The sequence below is a fragment of the Brucella tritici genome (assembly GCF_902825325.1).
GTDB lineage: Bacteria > Pseudomonadota > Alphaproteobacteria > Rhizobiales > Rhizobiaceae > Brucella.
On sequence record NZ_CADEAR010000004.1, the window covers coordinates 315,278 to 334,084 of the forward strand.

Sequence of the window (18,807 nt, forward strand, 5' to 3'; positions counted from 1 at the left end):
TGCTTGAAATTTCAGAGCTTGCCAAGACGTTGTCAGCTCTATTTTCTTGAAACGGTTGTCCATATGCGTATGGGGGATTGGCTCCATACGCCATAAATCTCTTTGCCACGATGCTTGGCAAAGTTTGCCCCGGACATATTACGGGATCAGTATTATCCAATCCCGTAAAGACAGGCTGCCAACGATATGGCCGCGTATAGACACGTATTCCAGATTGGAATGGCAAGTCTAAAATTGCATTGGCCAAAGCCCAAATTTGCTGCCTATAAATTTCGAATAACAAAACTGACAGTCAAGGGAGAATGCTCCTCAGCCTTTCTTTAAGCTTTTGAAAAAGCGAGAAGATCAGCTCAGGGCAATGATGACTGGCGCGCCTTTCAAACGAGCGCAAAAAATGGGGAAATGAATGACGGAAGCCAAGTTCCTTCCGAAGGGGAAGATTTACCCTTCTGGCGAAAAGGCGCAGCAAATCAATGATTCGAAACTGCAAAGCGGCGCCGTTGGGGCGTCAAGCGCCGCTCAGCCGAAGCATGAGTTCCGTTTGCAAGTCAGCAACATACATGAGCTTTCCGTTTTGGAATATGGCAACCCGAAAGGTATCCCCGCTGTCTTTCTGCACGGCGGTCCCGGTGCGGGCGTCTCAGCTGCGCAGATTGCCAGTTTTGATCTCGATATCTATCGTGTCATCACTTTCGATCAGCGTGGCGCGGGTCGTTCCACCCCTCTCGCTGAAATTACTGAAAACACCACACAGCATCTGATCGCGGATATGGAAGCCCTGCGCGAAAAACTGGGTATTGAGCGCTGGCTTGTGGCCGGCGGCTCTTGGGGATCGTGTCTTTCGCTTGCTTATGGCATCGCGCATCCGCAGCGTTGCCTCGGCTTTCGGCTGCACGGCATATTTCTGGGGGGGCAGGAGGATGTCGACTGGTGGTTCCATGGCTGCCGGGCCATTTTTCCAGACCACTGGCAGAAATTTGCCGAATTCGTGCCTACAAGCGAACGTAGCGATCTACTTACCGCTTATTACAGGCGGCTCACCTCGGGCGATCCCGTACAAGAACGGGAAGCGGCCCAGAGCCTGCGCGGGTTCTCGGCGCGCACGCAGACCTTCGAACCGGACACGGACCACGTTTCCAAGCTTCTGAAGCCGGAAGCGGCTTTGGCCGTATCACGCATTTTTACCCACTATTGCGTCAACCGGGCTTTTCTCCCGGACAATTATCTCATCGATAATATCGATCGTATCCGCCACCTTCCCGCTGAAATTGTGCAGGCGCGCTACGATACCGTCACTCCGATGATGACGGCGTGGAAACTCAAGGAAGCTTGGCCGGAAGCGAATTTCACCATCGTCACGCTTGCCAACCATCAGTCCACAATTGGCCCGATGGCCGATGCACTGACCGCCGCATCAGTCCGGCTGGCGCGGCAATTGACGTAAGCCCACACTTTCAATGCTTGGAATTGAGGACAGTTCGATGTTCGATACAAAGACCGCCGATACATCGCTTTCGATGACGCACTACATCGATATCTGCAAGGCAGTGAAGCCTGCCGTCTCGCCGGACGGAGAGCTTCTGGTCTATCTAAGCGATGAAAGCGGCACGGCGCAGGTCTGGGGGCGCCCGCTTGCGGGCGGCGTGCCACGCCAGATCACCAATCTGCCGGAACCGGTCGGTAATCTTGCCTTCAGTCCGAAGAGCCGTGATCTGCTCATCACCACCGATTGGGGTGGTGATGAGCGTCACCAGCTCTGGTTGATCCAAAATGCCGAAGGCGAGCCGCACCTTCTTACCACCTATACTACGGTGGTTCATGCCTGGGGTTGCTGGTCGCCGGATGGCACACAGATCGCCTATGGTGCTAATTATCGTGACCGTTTCCACATGGATATTCATGTGATGACCGTTGCAACCGGTGAGACGAAATGCGTTTACGAGGGGATCGGATGGCGCACGCCGGCCGCCTTTACGCCCGACGGCAAGTCGTTGCTGGTCAACGATTGCCAGCGCGCAATGACGGATCAGGATTTCTGTCGCCTCGATCTTGAAACTGGCACCTATGAAAATGCCTTGCCGCATGAAGGACGGGCACGCTATCAAGCGCCGAAATTCTTCAAGGATGGCTCCGGCATTCTGCTGATTGCCGACCAGGAACGCGAATATCTCTCTGTCATGGTCAAGCCGCACGACGCGGCATCGCTGACCGAACTCGCCGCTTTCGAAGGGCAGGATGTCGAAGCGCTTGCAATCTCACCCGATCAAAACAGGATAGCACTCGTCCTGAACCGTCAAGGCTGGAACGATGTGGTTCTGGTCGGCCGCGGTGGAGCTGTACTGAAACAGCTAGTGATGCCGGTTACCGGGGTCGTTGCTTCGATCGCGTGGACGCCGGATGGCATGTCACTGATCATGCCTGTGGAAGGTGCTGCGACGTCAAGCGACATCTGGCGCTGCGATGTTGAAAGCGGTGCTTTCACGCGCCTGACAGACGCACCAAAGGCCAAGGTTAAATTACCAGCTTTCCTCGAACCGATAGTGACAAGCGTTGCAAGCTTTGACGGTTTGGAGATTCCTTATTTCGTCTACAAGCCGGAGCGTGCTGCAGGTCTCGATGGTTATCCGGTGATGATAATCGTACATGGCGGTCCTGAAGCCCAGTGGAAGCCGGATTTTCGTGCGGACATTCAGTACATGCTGGCGCAAGGCATCATGGTCATCGCGCCCAATATTCGCGGCAGTACGGGATATGGCCGCGCCTACCAACACCTGGATGATCGCGAATTACGCATGAACAGCGTTGCTGATCTCAAGGCGGTACGCATGGCGGTCGCGGCACGCAGCGATGTCGATGCAAACCGTATCGGTGTGTTCGGTCGTTCCTATGGTGGTTTCATGGTCTTGTCGGCCATGACCGAATATCCCGATCTGTGGAAGCTTGGCGTCGAATATTACGGTATCGCCAATTTTCTCACCTTGTTGCAGACCACCGGACCGTGGCGCAAGGAACTGCGCGCCATCGAATATGGTCATGCGGAAACCATGCGGGATGAACTGGAGCGGTTCTCACCCATCAACCGCATCGGCAATATCGCAGCGCCGCTGATGATCGCCCACGGTCTGGAAGACCCGCGCGTCACCCCGTGCGAGAGCGAGATGGTCTATTCCTGCTTACGCGGCCTCGGCAAGCCCATCGAGTATCTGCGCGTGCCGCATGAAGGCCATGGCTTTGCGCGTATCGAAAATCGTCGCCGCGTGTTTGGCGCGCTTGCCCGTTTCATCGACGAGAATCTTTAAAAGCATTGTTGGGAGAGTACGCCGTGAAGAATGGTGAAGAGATCTGGGATCTAGTGGATGCGAAGAAGGCTGATTTTGAAGCCTTGAGCGATCGTGTCTGGGGGATGCCCGAGATCGCCTATACCGAATACAAGTCCTGTGCCGAGCACACCGAAATGTTGAAGGCACAGGGTTTTCGTATCACCGAGAATGTGGCTGGCATTCCCACTGCTGTCACGGGCGAGGCGGGTGAGGGTGGACCAGTCATCGCCATTCTTGGTGAATATGATGCGCTGCCAGGCCTTAGTCAGGAAGCGGGCATAGCAGAGCCGCGCCCGATCCCCGGTACGGGACATGGTCATGGTTGCGGCCACAATCTTCTGGGCTCCGCTGCCATTCTGGCTGCGACGGCGGTCAAGGATTGGCTGGAAAAGACTGGCAAGAAGGGTCGCGTGCGCTACTATGGTTGTCCTGCAGAAGAAGGCGGCGCGGCCAAGTCTTTCATGGCGCGCGCGGGCGCTTTCGACGATGTCGATATTGCCATCTGCTGGCACCCGGCTTCGTTTACGCAGGTCGATGACGCCCAATCGCTTGCCAATACCCGGATGGATTTCGAATTCACCGGAAGGGCCTCCCACGCTGCTGCGGCACCGCATCTAGGGCGTTCGGCTCTGGATGCGGCGGAACTGATGAGTGTCGGTTGCAACTATCTGCGCGAGCATATCCCGTCCGATTGCCGTCTTCACTATGCTTATCTCAATGCGGGTGGCATCGCGCCGAACGTCGTGCAAGCCAAGGCCAAGGTGCGCTACGCCATTCGCGCCACTGATCTGCCGGGCATGTTCGCCCTCAATGATCGGGTGAAGAAGGTTGCGGCGGGCGCAGCAATGATGACGGAAACAACCGTCAATATCTCCATCATGAGCGCGGTCTCGAACCTGCTGGGCAATACGCCACTGGAAATCGCGATGCATTCGAACATGGAGCGTTTGGGCGGCGTGCCGTTCGATGATGCGGACCGTGCCTTTGCAGCGGAGATACAGGCGACTCTTTCGAAAGAAGACATCGAAACCGACTATCTGCGTGTCGGCCAGCCTTTGGCGGAAAACGAACCGCTTTGCGACTACGTGCTGCAGCGCGAACAGAAGGGCGTACCGATGATCGGCTCCACCGATCTGGGCGATGTGAGCTGGGTCGTGCCGACTGTTCAGGCACGCGTGGCAACGCACGCCATCGGTTCGCCGGGCCATTCCTGGCAGATCACCGCGCAAGGCAAGATGCCGGCTGCTCATAAGGGCATGGTCTATGCTGCGAAGGTAATGGCGGGCACGGCGCTCGATGTTCTTCAAAATGAGAAGATTCTGAACGACGCCAAAGCCGATCACAAGGCTCGCACGGCAAAGACGCCCTATACCTGCCCGATCCCGCCGGAAGTCAACCCGCCGCTGCAGCCGCGTCCGGCCGATTGACTTGCTAAGAATATGCATTTCGTGCCCTGCGTCCGCGCGCGGCACCTCTCGAAAATGCCCAACCATAAAAGGGGATAACAATGCAAAAACAGAAGACAACCATCCTGTGCCGCACCACGGCGCTCGCGCTTGCCGCCGGTATGGGCGCCGTGACGTTCACCGCCGAAGCCGCCTCACCGCCGAACGCACTCGTCATGGCCTGGAATATCGACGCTATCAGCACTTTTGATCCGGCGCAGATCGGCGAGGCCGCGACCAATGAAATTATCCAGAATATTTGCGATCCCATGGTCGATTTCGATCCGGCTGACGAGACCAAGATCGTGCCGCAACTTGCCAAAAGCTGGGAGGTTTCGCAAGACGGGTTGCAGATCACATTCCACATGCGCGATGATCTGACGTTCGACAATGGCGACAAGGCGACGGCGGGTGATATGGCGTGGTCGCTCCAGCGCGCGGTCAAGCTCGGTTTCGGCAATGCAGCCACGCTGACAGAATACGGTTTCACCAAGGACAATGTGGATCAGACCATTTCGGCGCCGGACGACAACACAGTCGTTTTCAAGCTGGACAAGCCATATCCGGTCAATCTCATCCTGGCGGCGATCGCCGCCAACCGTGTTGCCAGCCTTCTGAACCAGAAGGTGTTGATGCAGAACCAGGTCGATAATGACATGGGCAACAAATATCTGGCCACTCGGTCGGAATGCGTTGGCCCCTACAAGTTGATGCGATGGAACCCGGCTGAAGTGGTTATCCTCCAGGCGACCGACAATTATTGGGATGAAGCGCCGAAGCTCAAGCAGGTGTTGATCCGCCATGTTTCGGAAGCGGGAACCCAGCGACTGTTGCTCGAAAAGGGCGACATCGACATCGCCCGTGACCTGACGCCGGAAGATCTGCGCGATCTGGAAACTCAGGACAAGGTGACCGCCTCACGCTCGCTGAAGCCTTCGCTGTTCTACTGGAACTTCAACAATGCCGATCCGATCTTCGCCAATGAGAAGGTACGCCTCGCGATGCGTTATCTCATCGACTATGAGGGCCTCGGCAAGACGGTCATCAACAATGTCGGTGTGCCGCGTGCAAGTTTCGTGCAGCTCGGTGCTTTCGGCGCGCTGGACGAGAAGGAAGGGCAGCCCTTCAAACTTGATGTCGAAAAGGCTCGCGAACTGCTGAAGGAAGCCGGTTACGAGAAGGGCTTCGAGACGACGATGTTCATCAGTACCGCGCCTTATGCCGCTCCGATTGCCCAGAGTATTCAGGACGCGGCCGCCAAGATAGGCGTGAAGATCAAGATCGAACGCATGGCCAATGCGCAATTGTTCAGCCGTATCCGTGGCCGTGAGTTCCAGACTTCGCTGATGGGCTGGCAGACGACTGTTCCGGACGCGCATGGCAATGCTTCGCGTCAGATATTCAATCCCGACAACCGGGCTGAAGCCAAGCAGACCATGTATCCGAGCTGGCGCGCGAGCTATTTCAACGAAGCCGTGAACAAGGACGTTGACGCTGCCCTGTTCGAGAAGGATGAGGCCACGCGCAAGCAGATGTATATCGATCTGCAGAAAGAGATGATGGAGAAGGGGCCGCATGCCTTCATTTTCCAAATTTACAATGTCGCCGGTGTCAACAAGGCCATGAAGAACTGGAGCTGGAACGGCTTCCGCGTCTACTACGATCTGGCCGCTAAATAACGGAAATTACGCACCCGGCGGCTTCTCTCAAAGTGGTTGGGTGCACATCGTTTCAATGGATGACCGCATGGTCGCCTGTGGTTCGCTTCGCGACCCGGACCGGGCATCCCGTTTTTCTCTTTCGGGAATTTGCAGATGACGACGCACGAAATCATTGAAGATGTGGAGGCGGTGGACCACGATCGGGAGGCCGGACCCGTACTTCAGTTTCTCGCCGCCACCGCGCGTCTGGTCGTTTCAGTGGCAATTACGCTTCTGGGGCTGATCACGCTGACCTTTTTCATCAGCCGCCTTTTGCCACTTGATCCGGTCATCGCGATGCTGGGCGATAATGTGTCCCAGGAAGCGTATGACACGATGTATAGAAAGCTGGGGCTCGACCAGCCATTGATCGTGCAATATGGCCTCTATCTCAAGAACGCGCTGATGTTCGATTTCGGCAACGCGCTGACTTCCGGTCGTCCGGTGCTGGAAGATATTGCACGCGTCTTCCCGGCCACCATCGAACTGGCGACTGTGGCTATCGTCATCGGAACCGCGCTGGGCATTCCGCTCGGTGTTTTCTCTGCCATGTACCGCAATTCGCCTCTGGATCATGCCGTGCGTATGGTCAGTTTGCTTGGCTATTCCACGCCGAATTTCTGGCTCGGCTTGATGGCGCTGCTGATTTTCTATGCCACGCTGGGCTGGATTGGCGGGCCGGGTCGGATAGACTTCATTTACGAATATTCCGTCGACCCGACGACCGGCTTCCTGCTTCTCGACAGCGCGATGCAGGGCCAGTGGGATGCTTTTGGGAACGCCGTAAGCCATATCATCATGCCCGCGCTGATCCTCGCATTCGGCTCGATGGCCTATATCAGCCGCATGACGCGCGGTTTCATGATCGAGCAACTCAATCAGGAATATGTTATCACAGCACGCGTCAAGGGGTTGTCCTGGGCGCGTACCGTCTGGGGCCATGCCTTCCGCAATGTTGCGGTTCAGGTCGTGACGGTTGTGGCGCTGTCCTATGCTTTCCTGCTGGAAGGTGCGGTGCTGACCGAGACGGTGTTCGCATGGCCGGGCTTCGGGCGTTACCTCACCAATGCACTTCTGGCTGGTGACATGAACGCAGTGGTCGGCTGTACGCTTATCGTCGGCATTCTGTTCGTCGGTATCAACCTGATCAGCGATCTTCTGTATCGCGTCTTCGATCCCCGCACACGATAGGAAACTGCCGATGAATACGCACACCAGCACGTCGCCGGCGCAAACTTCCAGTTCCCTGCGGGCCTGGATGACCGCTCCCGTACCCACTTCTGCCTTTCAGGCCAATATACAGCAATTGCGCCGGTCCTGGTTCAAGCTGATGGCCAACACATCCGCTGTCTTTGGTCTTGCGGTCATCGTCCTTCTGGTTCTGGTGGCGATTTTCGCGCCCCTGATCGCAACACACGACATCGGTGCCAACAATCTTGCCAATCGGCTTCAACCACCGTCATGGGGCCATTTCTTCGGTACAGACGAACTGGGTCGCGATATTTTCAGTCGCCTTGTCTATGGTTCGCGCATTACACTCTACATCGTAACGCTGACCGCCGTCATCGCTGCACCTATCGGCCTCATCGTGGGTACCACCGCAGGCTATATGGGTGGCTGGGTCGATACGGCGCTGATGCGCATCGTCGACATGTTTCTCGCCTTTCCCAGTCTTGTGCTTGCGCTGTCCTTTGCTGCAGCACTCGGGCCGGGTATCGAAAATGCTGTCATAGCCATTTCGCTCGCTGCATGGCCACCCATTGCGCGTCTTGCTCGTGCCGAGACATTGACGATCCGCTCGTCGGATTATGTGGCCGCCATCCGTCTGCAGGGGGCTTCCGCCATGCGGGTCATTGCGAAGCATGTCGTGCCAATGTGCATACCCTCGGTGGTGATCCGCATCACACTTAACATGTCGTCGATCATCCTAACCGCTGCGGGCCTCGGCTTTCTCGGCCTTGGTGCACAGCCGCCAAGCCCGGAATGGGGCGCGATGTTGTCCAGTGGCCGTGAATTTATGATGACCTCTTGGTGGCTTGCCGCTGTGCCGGGCACCGCAATCCTGCTTGCGAGCCTTGCATTCAACCTGTTCGGTGACGGCTTGCGCGATGTCCTCGACCCTAGAAACGGATAAGATCAATGACAAAACCATTGCTTGAAGTCGATGATCTGTGGGTGTCTTTTCCCGGTGCTGATCGCAACATTGATGTCGTTCGCGGCATCAGCTTTTCCATCGGGCGCGAAAAAGTCGGCATCGTAGGTGAATCCGGCTCCGGCAAATCGATGACCGGGCGCTCGATTCTCAAACTCACACCAAAGACGGCGCAGATCCGTGCCAAGGCCCTGCGTTTCGGCGAGGTTGACCTGTTGTCAGCCAGCGAACGCCAGATGCGCAGCGTGCGCGGCAACCGTATCTCGATGATCCTTCAGGATCCGAAATATTCGCTCAATCCGCTGATCCGTATCGGCGATCAGATCATGGAAGCCTATCGCCTGCACCATCGTGTGAAATCGACCGAAGCGCGACAGAAAACAATTGCCATGCTGGAGGCAGTGCATATTCGCGATCCCGAGCGCGTCATGGGTCTGTTTCCACACGAGATTTCTGGCGGCATGGGACAGCGTGTGATGATCGCCATGATGCTGATTCCCGAACCGGACATGATCATTGCCGACGAGCCAACCTCCGCGCTCGACGTGACGGTGCGGCGCCAGGTTCTAACTATACTCGACGAACTGGTCAGCCGTTCGGGCACCGGGCTGATGTTCATCAGTCATGATCTCAATCTGGTGGCGGACTTCTGTGACCGGGTACTGGTCATGTATGCGGGGCGCATCATGGAAGATCTGCCAGCCAAGGAGCTGCACAAGGCGCGTCACCCCTATACGCAGGCGCTTCTGGCCAGCTTGCCGCGGCTCGACCATCCGGTCGATATGCTTAAGGTTCCCGAACGCGACAAAAGCTGGCTGACCGAACCGACGCTTGTGGGAGAAACCCGATGAAATACGCCGCCAATTCTCCATTCGTGGATGTTTCGGACCTCTCCATCAGCTTCGGCAAGGGGCGCAAGCGCGCCACTGTCGTCAGGAAGGTGAAGTTTCACATCGAACGCGGCGGAGCTTACGGTCTGATCGGCGAATCCGGTTGCGGCAAATCCACGATCCTGCGCGCTCTTGCCGGTCTCATCCCGCATTATCAAGGCAACTTCAGCTTTGACGGACGGAAGATGGGCGGCGAACGCGATAAAGCATTTTTCCGTCGCGTGCAGATGGTGTTTCAAGACCCATATGCCTCGCTGCACCCACGCAAGCAGGTGCATAAGGTGTTGGCGGAATCGCTTGCCATTCACGGCATGGACCGCAAGGACGAGCGAGTTCGCGACGTATTGCAAGCGGTGGGTCTCGGTCCGAGCTTTCTCTATCGCTATCCGCATGAATTGTCCGGTGGCCAGCGCCAGCGTGTCGCCATAGCACGTGCACTTATCATCGAACCGGACGTGCTGCTTCTCGATGAGCCGACATCCGCGCTCGATGTTTCCGTGCAGGCGGAAATTCTCAATCTGCTCAAGGTGCTGCGCCGCGAGCGAAATCTCACATACCTCATGGTTTCGCACGATCTCGCCGTGGTGGCGCATATCTGCGAGCGTGTCGGGGTCATGCACAAGGGCATCATTCTGGAAGAATTGACGGCGGACGATCTGCGCCATTCGCGCGCCAAAGCCGAATACACGCAGGAGTTCCTGCATGCCAGTGTGGAAGCTGTTGCACATAATCAGTCTAGGGAAATACGAGTATGAACTATCATTCGGTGGCCAATCCGGGACAGGAATGGGAACGTCTGAAAAGCCCCGCTGCGGCGGGCTGGTCTGAAGCTGGGCTGGGCGCCGTCGATGCTTGTGCCGACAGCCAGGAAACCGATGCGCTGATGATCGTTCAGGGCAACAAGATCGTCCACACATATGGCGACATCACGCACAAATATCTCTGCCACTCCATCCGCAAGAGTATTCTTGCCGCGATGATGGGACAGGATGTAGCCGATGGCACCATTGATCTCAGCCTGACGTTGGAGCAGCTAGGCATTGATGACAATGAAGGCTTGAGCGAAGTAGAAAAGCAGGCGACGGTCTATGATCTCCTAACGGCCCGTTCTGGCATCTACCATCCGGCGGGCTACGAAACGCCATGGATGCGGATGATCAAGGAAAAGCGTCATTCCCACGCTCCCGGTACCTTCTGGTGCTACAACAATTGGGATTTCAACGCACTAGGTACTATTTTCGAGCAGTTGACCGGCAAGACCGTACACCAGGCTTTCGATGAGCGTATCGCAAAACCGCTTGGCCTTGAGGATTTTAGACTCGACGGTGACAAGCCAGACGGCTGGCATGACCGTTTTATGGAAAGCCGACACGCCGCTTACCCGTTCCGTCTGTCGACACGCGATCTGGCGCGCTTCGGTCAGCTTTATCTGCGCAATGGTCGCTGGAATGGTGCACCCGTTCTACCTGAGGGGTGGGCGCAGGAATGTGTGATGCCTTACTCTCATGCCGGTGCACGTGGCGCTTATGGCTATATGTGGTGGCTGGAGCGAGACGGCGTGTTTTTCCCCGGTGTGGTGGCACCGAATGGCAGCTATGCAGGTTTCGGTGCCGGCGGCCATTTCTGTATCGTATTGCCCGCGCTCGACATGGTGATCGTGCATCGTGTGGATACGGACATTGCTGGTCGTCAGCTGAACCGGCACAAGTTCGGGCGTCTCTTGAAGCTCATTCTGGATGCTTTTCAGGGGTAATGTCATGCAGCGGGAAAAGGTGACGGTCGCATTCGCGATTGCTTCAGCATGTGCAAAACCAGTGGTGAGCGCCAATGCGCGGACACTGGCGCGTGACGCCATTTTAGATACGTTGGCCTGTATGGTGGCAGGTCGTGACGATGTCAGTACGAAAAGTGTTGCGAAAGCCTTTGCAGAATTCAGCGCTGGCGGAACTGCTTTGTTGGTTGCGGGAGAAACAGGCAGCCCGATGTTCGCTGCACTGGTCAATGCTACAGCAGCGCATGCGCTCGATTTCGACGATAATTTCCTGCCCGGCATGAGTCATGCCTCGGCGGTGATCGTGCCCGCTATCTTGGCACTGACCAATCTGGATGAAACCGCAGGGGGGCGTCTGATTGACGCCTATCTGGCAGGACTGCAGGCACAGGCCCTGGTAGGCGAGGGCCTGGGACAGGCACATTACACAGCTGGCTGGCACGGCACCTCAACGGTGGGGAGTATTGGCACGGCTGTCGCCACGGCTCATATGCTCGGTCTCGACATCGCGACGACCACACAGGCGATCACTATCGCTGCCAGTTTCGCATCCGGCACGAAAGGTCAGTTCGGCACGCTGATCAAGCCGTTTCATGCAGGCATGGCCGCGCGCAATGCTGTTGAGGCTGCATTGCTCGCAAAAGCCGGAATGGAGGCCCGGCACGATATTCTGGAAGGGGAGCAGGGTATTCGTGAGTTATTTGCAGGGGACCCACGTCACGGTTGGATTATCGAGGATATCCTCACGGATAAGGCGCATGTAATCGAAACGGCCGGTGTCATGCCGAAACGGCATCCTTGCTGTGGGTCCACCCATATGATCGTCGACGCATTGCTTGATCTTAAGGAAGAACACCGGTTTGATGCCGAGGATGTTGTAGCTGTAGATACGTTGGTTGGGATCGCGAACTACCGCAATCTTGCCTATATGCAGCCGGCCGACCAGATGCAGGCACGCTTTTCCATGCAATATTGCGTCGCACGCGCCCTGCGGCAGGGACATCTGGCACTTGCAGATTTTACCCCAGAGGCCGTGGGTGCTTTCCGGGACGATCCATTGCTCGATGTTATCGCCATGCGAAGTTATTCGATGGAGGAAGAACGGGCATCAGTGGAAAAGCTGCCGCATGTCGCAACCGTTACACTGAAAAACGGACGTGTTTTGCAGGCGTCGCGCAGCTTCGCCGTTGGTACTCTGCAGCAACCGTTTAGCGCAGATGACCGGACGCGAAAATTTCTTGATTGTTGTGCGGTGATTCCGGCAGCAGATCAGATCTATCGGGATTTGCGTGATCTTGACGATGCAGAGAACCTGCAAGCTGTTGCGGCACTTTTCACCCGGCCTTGATGACTTAACTCGGCGCAAGACTTCCGGCGTTGTGGCCATTTTTCTGGGCAACCAGTTGCGAGGCACGGCGCCAGAAGAGTTCCGCCTGCTTGTTCCTGAATTGAGGTGTTCGGTAAACGCGGATTTCAATCAACAGATCGGTGTTTGTTTCACCGGCGCGGACGAGCACGCCACGCTTGAGTTCATCGTCGACAAGGCTTTCCGGTATCCATGCAACACCATGTCCGGAGACCGCCATTGCTTTGAGCGCAACAGACATTCCGTTTTCATAGACCGTATTCAATTCGAAACCATGTTTCTCAAGCAGCCAGGGCAGAGCGAGAGAAAAGAACGAATTGCCTCGATAGCTGAGGAAGTCGATTGGTAGCGACTTTTCCTTCAAGCTATGTAGGGCTTGTCCATTCGGCGCAGGAGCGGATACAGGGATGACCCTCTCGGTGCCCAGTGCCAAAAACGGATAACCGCCAAGATCATCCATCTGCGGAACTGCCGGATGCGCATAAGTCAGGAAGAAGTCGCAATGCCCGCTGACAAGCGTGGAAATATTTCCGACGAATGATGAATGCGGATCGGCAAAACGGGCACGGAATGACGCGCCGGAGGCTTCAATCTGCGCCATCCAGTGCGGAAAGAATGTGAGTGACAGCGTGTTGAGTGTAGCAAAAGAAACGATTTCCCACGATGCGCTATAACCTTCGCTGACGGTCTTACGGGCGGTAAGCAGCATTTCAAGAGCATCGTGTGCTCGCGGAAGAAAACACTCTCCCGCCTTCGTCAAGCCAATAGGATTCGAAGAGCGGTCGATCAGGGGGAGGCCAATCCAGTCTTCCAGTTGCTTGATGCGCTTGCTGAGGGCAGACTGCGTGATATTGCGGTCACCTGCCGCGCGAGAATAGCTCCTGTGTTCTGCAAGACTGACGAAATCTTCAAGCCATTTCAGTTCCATAGTCTGCACCGATACATCAGATAAGCAAAAAAGTTCACAGCCTATCTATAACGCGATCCGATTGGATTGAGGTAGAGTTCATCTGATGTTTTCGATCAAACAATGATCTGGCCGATAGCGGCAGATAGACAAAACGAGACGTCTGATGCCTTTACAACGAGTCGCGTACGCGCTCCCATGCCTTGGTCAAATGGCGTCCCAATACTTCAGACAGTCGGGTCGCGTCGCGGGCTTCCAGCGCCTCGATCATTTCTTGGTGCTCTGATACAGCCGCCGCCCATTTTTCGGTGCCTTCGTGGCCGACGAAACGGATTCGTTTCAATCGTGTCTGCAGCATTTGGTGAATGTCTGCCAGCGTGGGGTTTTTGGCCAGACGAACGATGGCGAGATGAATCTGCTGGTTCAGTTTGTAATATTGCAGTCGGTCAGCATGCTTGTACCGCTCGATCATTTCATCGTGCAGTGAACGAACGTCAGCAATTTCCTTGTCGGACGCCAGCTCGCAGGCGAGCTTTCCGGCAAGCTCTTCCAGAGTGCGCAGGACTGTGAGCATGTCTTTCACGTCGGCGGCACTGAATCGCTTCACAACGGCGCCCCGACTTGGAACAAGCTCGACCAGACCTTCGCTGGCCAGATACTTGATCGCCTCACGCAGCGGTGTCCGGGACACGCCAAGTTGCTCCCCGAGCTGGCCTTCATGCAGACGCGTGCCAGGTTCTAGCTGCCCTTCGATAATCATGTCGCGCAGATGGTTGACGAGCATGTCGTGCAAGGCAGTACGGCGGAACGCTTGTGAGCCGTTTTCGGCTTGTTCGTTTTTTTGAATTTCGTCCATCGGCCTTTTTCTCAAAGAGTGAGCTCGAATCCTCACCTCACCGTTTGAGGCGAAGATGGCTGGCCTGCCCTCAACCGTCAATATAAAATGCTGCATACAGAATACAAAATGCTTGCGTCATGCGTGGGGCTGTCATATGCATGCTGCATACAGAATGCAGACGAGGAGGATGCTAATGACCGTTACTGGCGCTGAACCGAGCGTAATTGCGCTTGCAATGGGAGATCCAGCCGGTGTCAGTCCCGAGCTGACGGCGCGTCTCCTCGCTTTGCCGGATGTCAGAAAAGAAGCGCATATCATCGTCTTTGGTGATCGCCGCGTTCTGGACGAAGGTGCGCGTACAGCGGGTGTTGAGCTTGATCTGCAGGATTCTACTCTCGAAAATGCGCCGAACATGCCGGTCGGCAAGCACGTCTTCGTTGACTTGAAAAATCTCGATCCGAAGGATGTTGTGCGTAGTGAAGCCACGTTGGTCGGCGGAACTTTTGCAACTCAGAACTTTCGTACTGCGTTGAAATTTGCCGATGCCGGACATGCGCAGGCTGTTTGCTTTACGCCGTTCAACAAGCAGGCCATGCGGTTTGCCTATCCGGGTTACGACGACGAAATCCGCTTTGTTGCCGATGTGCTGAGCTTCACAGGCAAGGTGCGTGAGTTCAACGTTCTGGAGAAAGTCTGGAACGCGCGCGTGACGTCGCATATTCCGCTCAAGGATGTGGCCTCGACCCTGACTGTTGAAGGAATTCTCGCCGAGCTGGAACTGGCCTGGATGTGCTTGAAGAAGGCGGGATATGACAATCCGAAGATTGCAGTGGCTGGGCTCAATCCACATGCTGGTGACGGCGGCAGCTTTGGCATGGAAGAAATCGACATCATTGAACCTGCCGTCAAGGCAGCGAAGACCAAGGGGTTCGATGTCGATGGTCCGTTCCCAGCTGACACAGTGTTCCTGCGTGCTCTGAAGGATGGCTTTCAGGCGGTGCTGACCATGTATCACGATCAGGGTCAGATCGCGATGAAGCTGATGGGCTTCGACAAAGGCGTGACAATGATGGGCGGATTGCCGTTCCCGCTCTGCACGCCCGCCCATGGCACTGCCTACGATATTGCCGGGAAGGGCATCGCCGACGTGGGGGCCACGCGCGAAGCAATCCTGCTCGCGGCACGAATGGCGAAAAGAGCGGCTGCACTTTCAAACGCTGCCTGATTTTCGACATTTTGACACTATCGGCATGGGGGGAGGCCCGTGCCGCTTAACTGGGAGGATAGACCATGAAGAAGTCTCTACATATCGCATGCCTGGCAGCAGGCGTGGCAGTAATCGCATCATCTGCTCTGGCATTCGAGCCGACACGGCCAGTCGAGTTTGTCGTGACAGCCGGGCCGGGCGGCGGTACGGATATTTTCGCGCGTACAATCCAGTCGATCATCGGCAAGTATGACCTGATGAGTGCGCCAATCGTCGCCACAAACAAGGGCAGCGCGGGCGGAGCAGAAGGTTTTGTCTACACTGCCGGCTATAAGGGCGATCCATACAAGCTCGCTTTCGGCACGAACAACGCCTATCTTTTGCCGGTGCGCGCAAAGGTTCCTTATAAATCGGCAGATCTGGTCCCAGTTTCGGCACTGGCTTCGGATGAATTCATTCTTTGGATCAACGGAAAGTCTGACTTCAAGACAGCCGCAGAGTTTATCGCCAAAGCGAAAGTTGATGCGGGCATGAAGGTTGGCGGCAGTCAGTCCAAAGACGTTGACCAGATTTTGACATCCATGATCAACGATGCCACGGGTTCGAAACTCGGCTATATCCCGTTCAAAAGCGGTGGCGAAGCCGCTGTTCAGCTCGCGGGCGAGCACATTGCGGCCAATGTCAACAATCCGAGTGAGAATCTTGGCCAATGGCAGGCGGGCATGGTGAAGCCGCTTTGCGTCTTCAAGGGTGAAAAACTCAAGAGTGACGGCAAGGTTGCTGGCGATATGGGATGGAGCGACATCCCGACCTGCAAGGAAGCAGGGATCGCAATCGAAAATTACTCCATGCCACGCACCGTTTGGCTTCCTGCAGGCGTCGATCAGGACGTGGTTGATTACTATGCAGGCGTACTCAAGAAGGTTGCCGAGACACCTGAATGGGCGAAGTATCTTGCCGATAGTTCGCAATCCGCCGCCTATATGAGCGGTAATGAACTCTCATCCTTTATCAAGAACGATGAAACAGCGGTAACGGCCGTATTGAAGCGTGAAGGTTGGCTTGCCAACTGACGTTTTGTGCATTCATGCAGACGCCATTGGCGTCTGCATCATTCATCGAAGGAGCTCATCCCATGAGTGAGAAAGGTGAAGGCGGCGTTTCCCGATTCGTCATCGAAGCGGGCGTTGCTCTCCTGACAGGCGCGCTGGGAGCGGCGGTCTGTTACGGCTCACAACAGGCTGGCACAGGCTGGACGGAAATGGGGCCGGATGCGGGTTATTTCCCGTTCTACATCGGGCTGCTGATCATGTTCGGAAGTGCGGTCAATCTCGTTGTGGCATTTATAAAACATCGTGGCAGCGGGGAAGTCTTTGTTGAACTCTCCCGGCTGAAACCGGTTCTCGGGTTCGCCTTGCCGCTGGTTGCCTTCGCTGCCATATCCACGGTTCTCGGGCTTTATGTCGGCACGGCACTCTACATCGCTGGAGCGATGATGTTTCAGGGACGCTACAAGTGGTGGACTTCCGTGCCAGCCGGTATTGCCGTTTCCCTCTTCTTTTTCGTCATTTTTGAAATCGGCTTCAAGGTTCCGCTCCTTAAAGGCCCGGTCGAGGCTTTCTTCGGCATTTATTGATACCGGAAAGTCCGATGTCTTTGGAGGAAAGACATGGAAAATTTCAGTCTCCTGATGGATGGCTTCGCCCACATACTCAGTTTCAATCATGTTCTGCTGATGATGCTGGGTGTGACGCTAGGAATTCTGGTTGGTGTCCTGCCGGGATTGGGCGCGCCTAACGGCGTTTCCTTGCTTTTGCCGCTGACATTCACGATGGACCCTATCTCCGCGATTATTCTGCTTTCCTGTATGTATTGGGGCGCATTGTTCGGTGGATCGACTACGTCCATTCTATTCAATATTCCAGGTGAGCCTTCGTCCGTTGCCACCACTTTCGATGGATATCCGATGGCGAAGGCCGGACATGCGAGCCGCGCCCTGACGCTGGCATTCGTTTCGGCTGGTATCGGAGCACTGGCTGGCGTAGTGATGATTACACTGCTCTCCAGCTGGGTCGCCAATTTCGCCCTGCGGTTTTCTTCCCCGGAATATTTTGCTGTCTATTTTCTGGCTTTTGCCAGCTTCATATCCATGGGCGCTCAATCACCTTTCAAGACACTCGTTTCCATGATGATCGGTTTTGCTTTTGCTTCGGTGGGGATGGACACGATCTCCGGCAACTTGCGCCTGACATTCGAAATGCCGGAACTCATCAAGGGTATTTCCTTTCTGATTGCAGTGATGGGCCTGTTCGGGATCGGCGAACTGTTGCTGACGACGGAGGAGGGGTTACGCTTTGATGGCATCAAGGCACGGGTGCGTCTCGGTGAGATTGGGCGTACGCTTCTTGAAATGCCGCGCTACTGGTTCACGCTCGCTCGTTCAACGCTGATTGGTATCTGGATGGGCATAACGCCCGCCGGACCAACGGCCGCATCCTTTATGAGTTACGGCGTGGCTCGTCGTTCCGCTCGCGATAAATCGAAGTTCGGCAAGGGGGATCCACGCGGTATCGTGGCGCCGGAAACTGCGGACCATTCGGCCGGTACATCTGCGCTTCTCCCCATGCTTGCACTTGGTGTGCCGGGTTCGGCTACCGCTGCTGTGATGATGGGCGGCCTGATGATCTGGGGTCTCACTCCTGGCCCGACATTGTTCACGGATCGCCCGGATTTCGTCTGGGGCCTGATTGCCTCCATGTATCTCGGCAACATTGTTGCCGTCATTCTGGTGATTGCGACTGTGCCGCTCTACGCATCTATCCTGCGCGTGCCGTTCTCGATTATCGGACCGATTATTGTCGCGGTCATTTTCTCCGGCGCCTATCAGGTCGCCAATTCGATAACCGACGTCTGGCTGGTGATCGCATTTGGCGTGCTGGGCTATATCTTCAAGAAACTCGACTATCCACTGGCACCGTTGGTTCTCGCCATGGTTCTGGGCGATAAGGCAGAGGATGCCTTCCGTCAGTCGATGATGATTTCTAACGGTGAGCTTTCGATATTCTGGTCGAATGGTTTGGTTGCGTCGCTGATGACGCTCGGCGTCTTCCTGCTTGTTTCACCCGCGATCTTCTGGGGCATTGGCAAACTGCGTAGCCGGAAACCCGAAATGCCCTCGGGTAACGGTAATGTGGCCTGATTTCGATGGATT

The 18,807-nt window shown here is 55.8% G+C and carries 16 protein-coding genes; 14 read left to right on the forward strand and 2 right to left on the reverse strand.

Annotated elements, in window-relative coordinates; all coding sequences use genetic code 11:
* Nucleotides 1–406 precede the first annotated feature (406 nt).
* From pip to HWX93_RS08150, 10 genes are all read left to right on the forward strand, one after another.
* Nucleotides 407–1,444 (forward strand): prolyl aminopeptidase, encoded by a 1,038-nt coding sequence (gene pip, locus HWX93_RS08105; RefSeq protein WP_176037082.1) that lies wholly within the window; start codon nucleotides 407–409, stop codon nucleotides 1,442–1,444.
* 37 nt (nucleotides 1,445–1,481) lie between these two features.
* Nucleotides 1,482–3,299: a S9 family peptidase gene (locus HWX93_RS08110; protein ID WP_176037083.1), complete on the forward strand. Its 1,818-nt coding sequence runs from the start codon at nucleotides 1,482–1,484 to the stop codon at nucleotides 3,297–3,299.
* Nucleotides 3,300–3,322: 23 nt separating this feature from the next.
* Nucleotides 3,323–4,747: a M20 family metallopeptidase gene (locus HWX93_RS08115; RefSeq protein ID WP_176037084.1), complete on the forward strand. Its 1,425-nt coding sequence runs from the start codon at nucleotides 3,323–3,325 to the stop codon at nucleotides 4,745–4,747.
* Nucleotides 4,748–4,827: 80 nt separating this feature from the next.
* The gene (locus tag HWX93_RS08120) at nucleotides 4,828–6,444 is read left to right on the forward strand and encodes an ABC transporter substrate-binding protein (RefSeq protein WP_176037085.1); all 1,617 of its coding nucleotides are present in this window, start codon (nucleotides 4,828–4,830) and stop codon (nucleotides 6,442–6,444) included.
* A 135-nt stretch (nucleotides 6,445–6,579) separates the two neighbouring features.
* The gene (locus HWX93_RS08125) at nucleotides 6,580–7,656 is read left to right on the forward strand and encodes an ABC transporter permease (protein ID WP_176037086.1); all 1,077 of its coding nucleotides are present in this window, start codon (nucleotides 6,580–6,582) and stop codon (nucleotides 7,654–7,656) included.
* Between the two features lie 10 nt (nucleotides 7,657–7,666).
* The gene (gene nikC, locus HWX93_RS08130; protein WP_176037087.1) at nucleotides 7,667–8,599 is read left to right on the forward strand and encodes a nickel transporter permease; all 933 of its coding nucleotides are present in this window, start codon (nucleotides 7,667–7,669) and stop codon (nucleotides 8,597–8,599) included.
* 5 nt (nucleotides 8,600–8,604) lie between these two features.
* Nucleotides 8,605–9,468, forward strand: coding sequence for an ABC transporter ATP-binding protein (locus tag HWX93_RS08135; protein WP_176037088.1), 864 nt, complete (start codon nucleotides 8,605–8,607; stop codon nucleotides 9,466–9,468).
* Nucleotides 9,465–10,262 (forward strand): ABC transporter ATP-binding protein, encoded by a 798-nt coding sequence (locus HWX93_RS08140; RefSeq protein WP_176037089.1) that lies wholly within the window; start codon nucleotides 9,465–9,467, stop codon nucleotides 10,260–10,262. Before HWX93_RS08135 ends, HWX93_RS08140 begins: the two co-directional genes overlap by 4 nt.
* A complete protein-coding gene (locus HWX93_RS08145; protein WP_176037090.1) occupies nucleotides 10,259–11,260 on the forward strand; it encodes a serine hydrolase domain-containing protein in 1,002 nt (333 codons plus the stop codon). The genes HWX93_RS08140 and HWX93_RS08145 overlap by 4 nt, the downstream gene beginning before the upstream one ends.
* 4 nt (nucleotides 11,261–11,264) lie before the next feature.
* Nucleotides 11,265–12,626 carry an MmgE/PrpD family protein gene (locus HWX93_RS08150; RefSeq protein ID WP_176037091.1) on the forward strand — a complete coding sequence of 454 codons (1,362 nt, stop codon included), beginning with the start codon at nucleotides 11,265–11,267 and terminating at the stop codon, nucleotides 12,624–12,626.
* A 4-nt stretch (nucleotides 12,627–12,630) separates the two neighbouring features.
* Here the strand turns inward: HWX93_RS08150 and HWX93_RS08155 are convergent, their stop codons facing one another.
* A complete protein-coding gene (locus tag HWX93_RS08155) occupies nucleotides 12,631–13,572 on the reverse strand; it encodes a LysR family transcriptional regulator (protein ID WP_176037092.1) in 942 nt (313 codons plus the stop codon).
* A gap of 151 nt (nucleotides 13,573–13,723) precedes the next feature.
* The gene (locus HWX93_RS08160; protein ID WP_176037131.1) at nucleotides 13,724–14,407 is read right to left on the reverse strand and encodes a GntR family transcriptional regulator; all 684 of its coding nucleotides are present in this window, start codon (nucleotides 14,405–14,407) and stop codon (nucleotides 13,724–13,726) included.
* Nucleotides 14,408–14,582: 175 nt separating this feature from the next.
* Here HWX93_RS08160 and HWX93_RS08165 point away from each other — a divergent pair, with 175 nt between their 5' ends.
* The 4 genes from HWX93_RS08165 to HWX93_RS08180 all read left to right on the forward strand — a co-directional run bounded on the left by HWX93_RS08165 (nucleotide 14,583) and on the right by HWX93_RS08180 (nucleotide 18,795).
* On the forward strand, nucleotides 14,583–15,614 hold the full coding sequence (locus tag HWX93_RS08165; RefSeq protein WP_176037093.1) for a 4-hydroxythreonine-4-phosphate dehydrogenase PdxA: 1,032 nt from the start codon (nucleotides 14,583–14,585) through the stop codon (nucleotides 15,612–15,614).
* Between the two features lie 65 nt (nucleotides 15,615–15,679).
* Entirely contained in the window at nucleotides 15,680–16,669 is a 990-nt protein-coding gene (locus HWX93_RS08170) for a Bug family tripartite tricarboxylate transporter substrate binding protein (protein ID WP_176037094.1), read from the forward strand.
* Nucleotides 16,670–16,731: 62 nt separating this feature from the next.
* Nucleotides 16,732–17,232, forward strand: coding sequence for a tripartite tricarboxylate transporter TctB family protein (locus HWX93_RS08175; protein ID WP_176037095.1), 501 nt, complete (start codon nucleotides 16,732–16,734; stop codon nucleotides 17,230–17,232).
* Between the two features lie 33 nt (nucleotides 17,233–17,265).
* On the forward strand, nucleotides 17,266–18,795 hold the full coding sequence (locus HWX93_RS08180; protein WP_176037096.1) for a tripartite tricarboxylate transporter permease: 1,530 nt from the start codon (nucleotides 17,266–17,268) through the stop codon (nucleotides 18,793–18,795).
* The last annotated feature ends 12 nt before the right edge of the window (nucleotides 18,796–18,807 follow it).

What these genes read in the sequence shown, in the direction of transcription:
- pip (WP_176037082.1), top strand. Translation starts at nt 407, where the DNA reads ATGACGGAAGCCAAGTTCCTTCCGAAGGGGAAGATTTACCCTTCTGGC.
- HWX93_RS08110 (WP_176037083.1), top strand. Translation starts at nt 1,482, where the DNA reads ATGTTCGATACAAAGACCGCCGATACATCGCTTTCGATGACGCACTAC.
- HWX93_RS08120 (WP_176037085.1), top strand. Translation starts at nt 4,828, where the DNA reads ATGCAAAAACAGAAGACAACCATCCTGTGCCGCACCACGGCGCTCGCG.
- HWX93_RS08125 (WP_176037086.1), top strand. Translation starts at nt 6,580, where the DNA reads ATGACGACGCACGAAATCATTGAAGATGTGGAGGCGGTGGACCACGAT.
- nikC (WP_176037087.1), top strand. Translation starts at nt 7,667, where the DNA reads ATGAATACGCACACCAGCACGTCGCCGGCGCAAACTTCCAGTTCCCTG.
- HWX93_RS08135 (WP_176037088.1), top strand. Translation starts at nt 8,605, where the DNA reads ATGACAAAACCATTGCTTGAAGTCGATGATCTGTGGGTGTCTTTTCCC.
- HWX93_RS08140 (WP_176037089.1), top strand. Translation starts at nt 9,465, where the DNA reads ATGAAATACGCCGCCAATTCTCCATTCGTGGATGTTTCGGACCTCTCC.
- HWX93_RS08145 (WP_176037090.1), top strand. Translation starts at nt 10,259, where the DNA reads ATGAACTATCATTCGGTGGCCAATCCGGGACAGGAATGGGAACGTCTG.
- HWX93_RS08150 (WP_176037091.1), top strand. Translation starts at nt 11,265, where the DNA reads ATGCAGCGGGAAAAGGTGACGGTCGCATTCGCGATTGCTTCAGCATGT.
- HWX93_RS08155 (WP_176037092.1), bottom strand. Translation starts at nt 13,572, where the DNA reads ATGGAACTGAAATGGCTTGAAGATTTCGTCAGTCTTGCAGAACACAGG.
- HWX93_RS08160 (WP_176037131.1), bottom strand. Translation starts at nt 14,407, where the DNA reads ATGGACGAAATTCAAAAAAACGAACAAGCCGAAAACGGCTCACAAGCG.
- HWX93_RS08165 (WP_176037093.1), top strand. Translation starts at nt 14,583, where the DNA reads ATGACCGTTACTGGCGCTGAACCGAGCGTAATTGCGCTTGCAATGGGA.
- HWX93_RS08170 (WP_176037094.1), top strand. Translation starts at nt 15,680, where the DNA reads ATGAAGAAGTCTCTACATATCGCATGCCTGGCAGCAGGCGTGGCAGTA.
- HWX93_RS08175 (WP_176037095.1), top strand. Translation starts at nt 16,732, where the DNA reads ATGAGTGAGAAAGGTGAAGGCGGCGTTTCCCGATTCGTCATCGAAGCG.
- HWX93_RS08180 (WP_176037096.1), top strand. Translation starts at nt 17,266, where the DNA reads ATGGAAAATTTCAGTCTCCTGATGGATGGCTTCGCCCACATACTCAGT.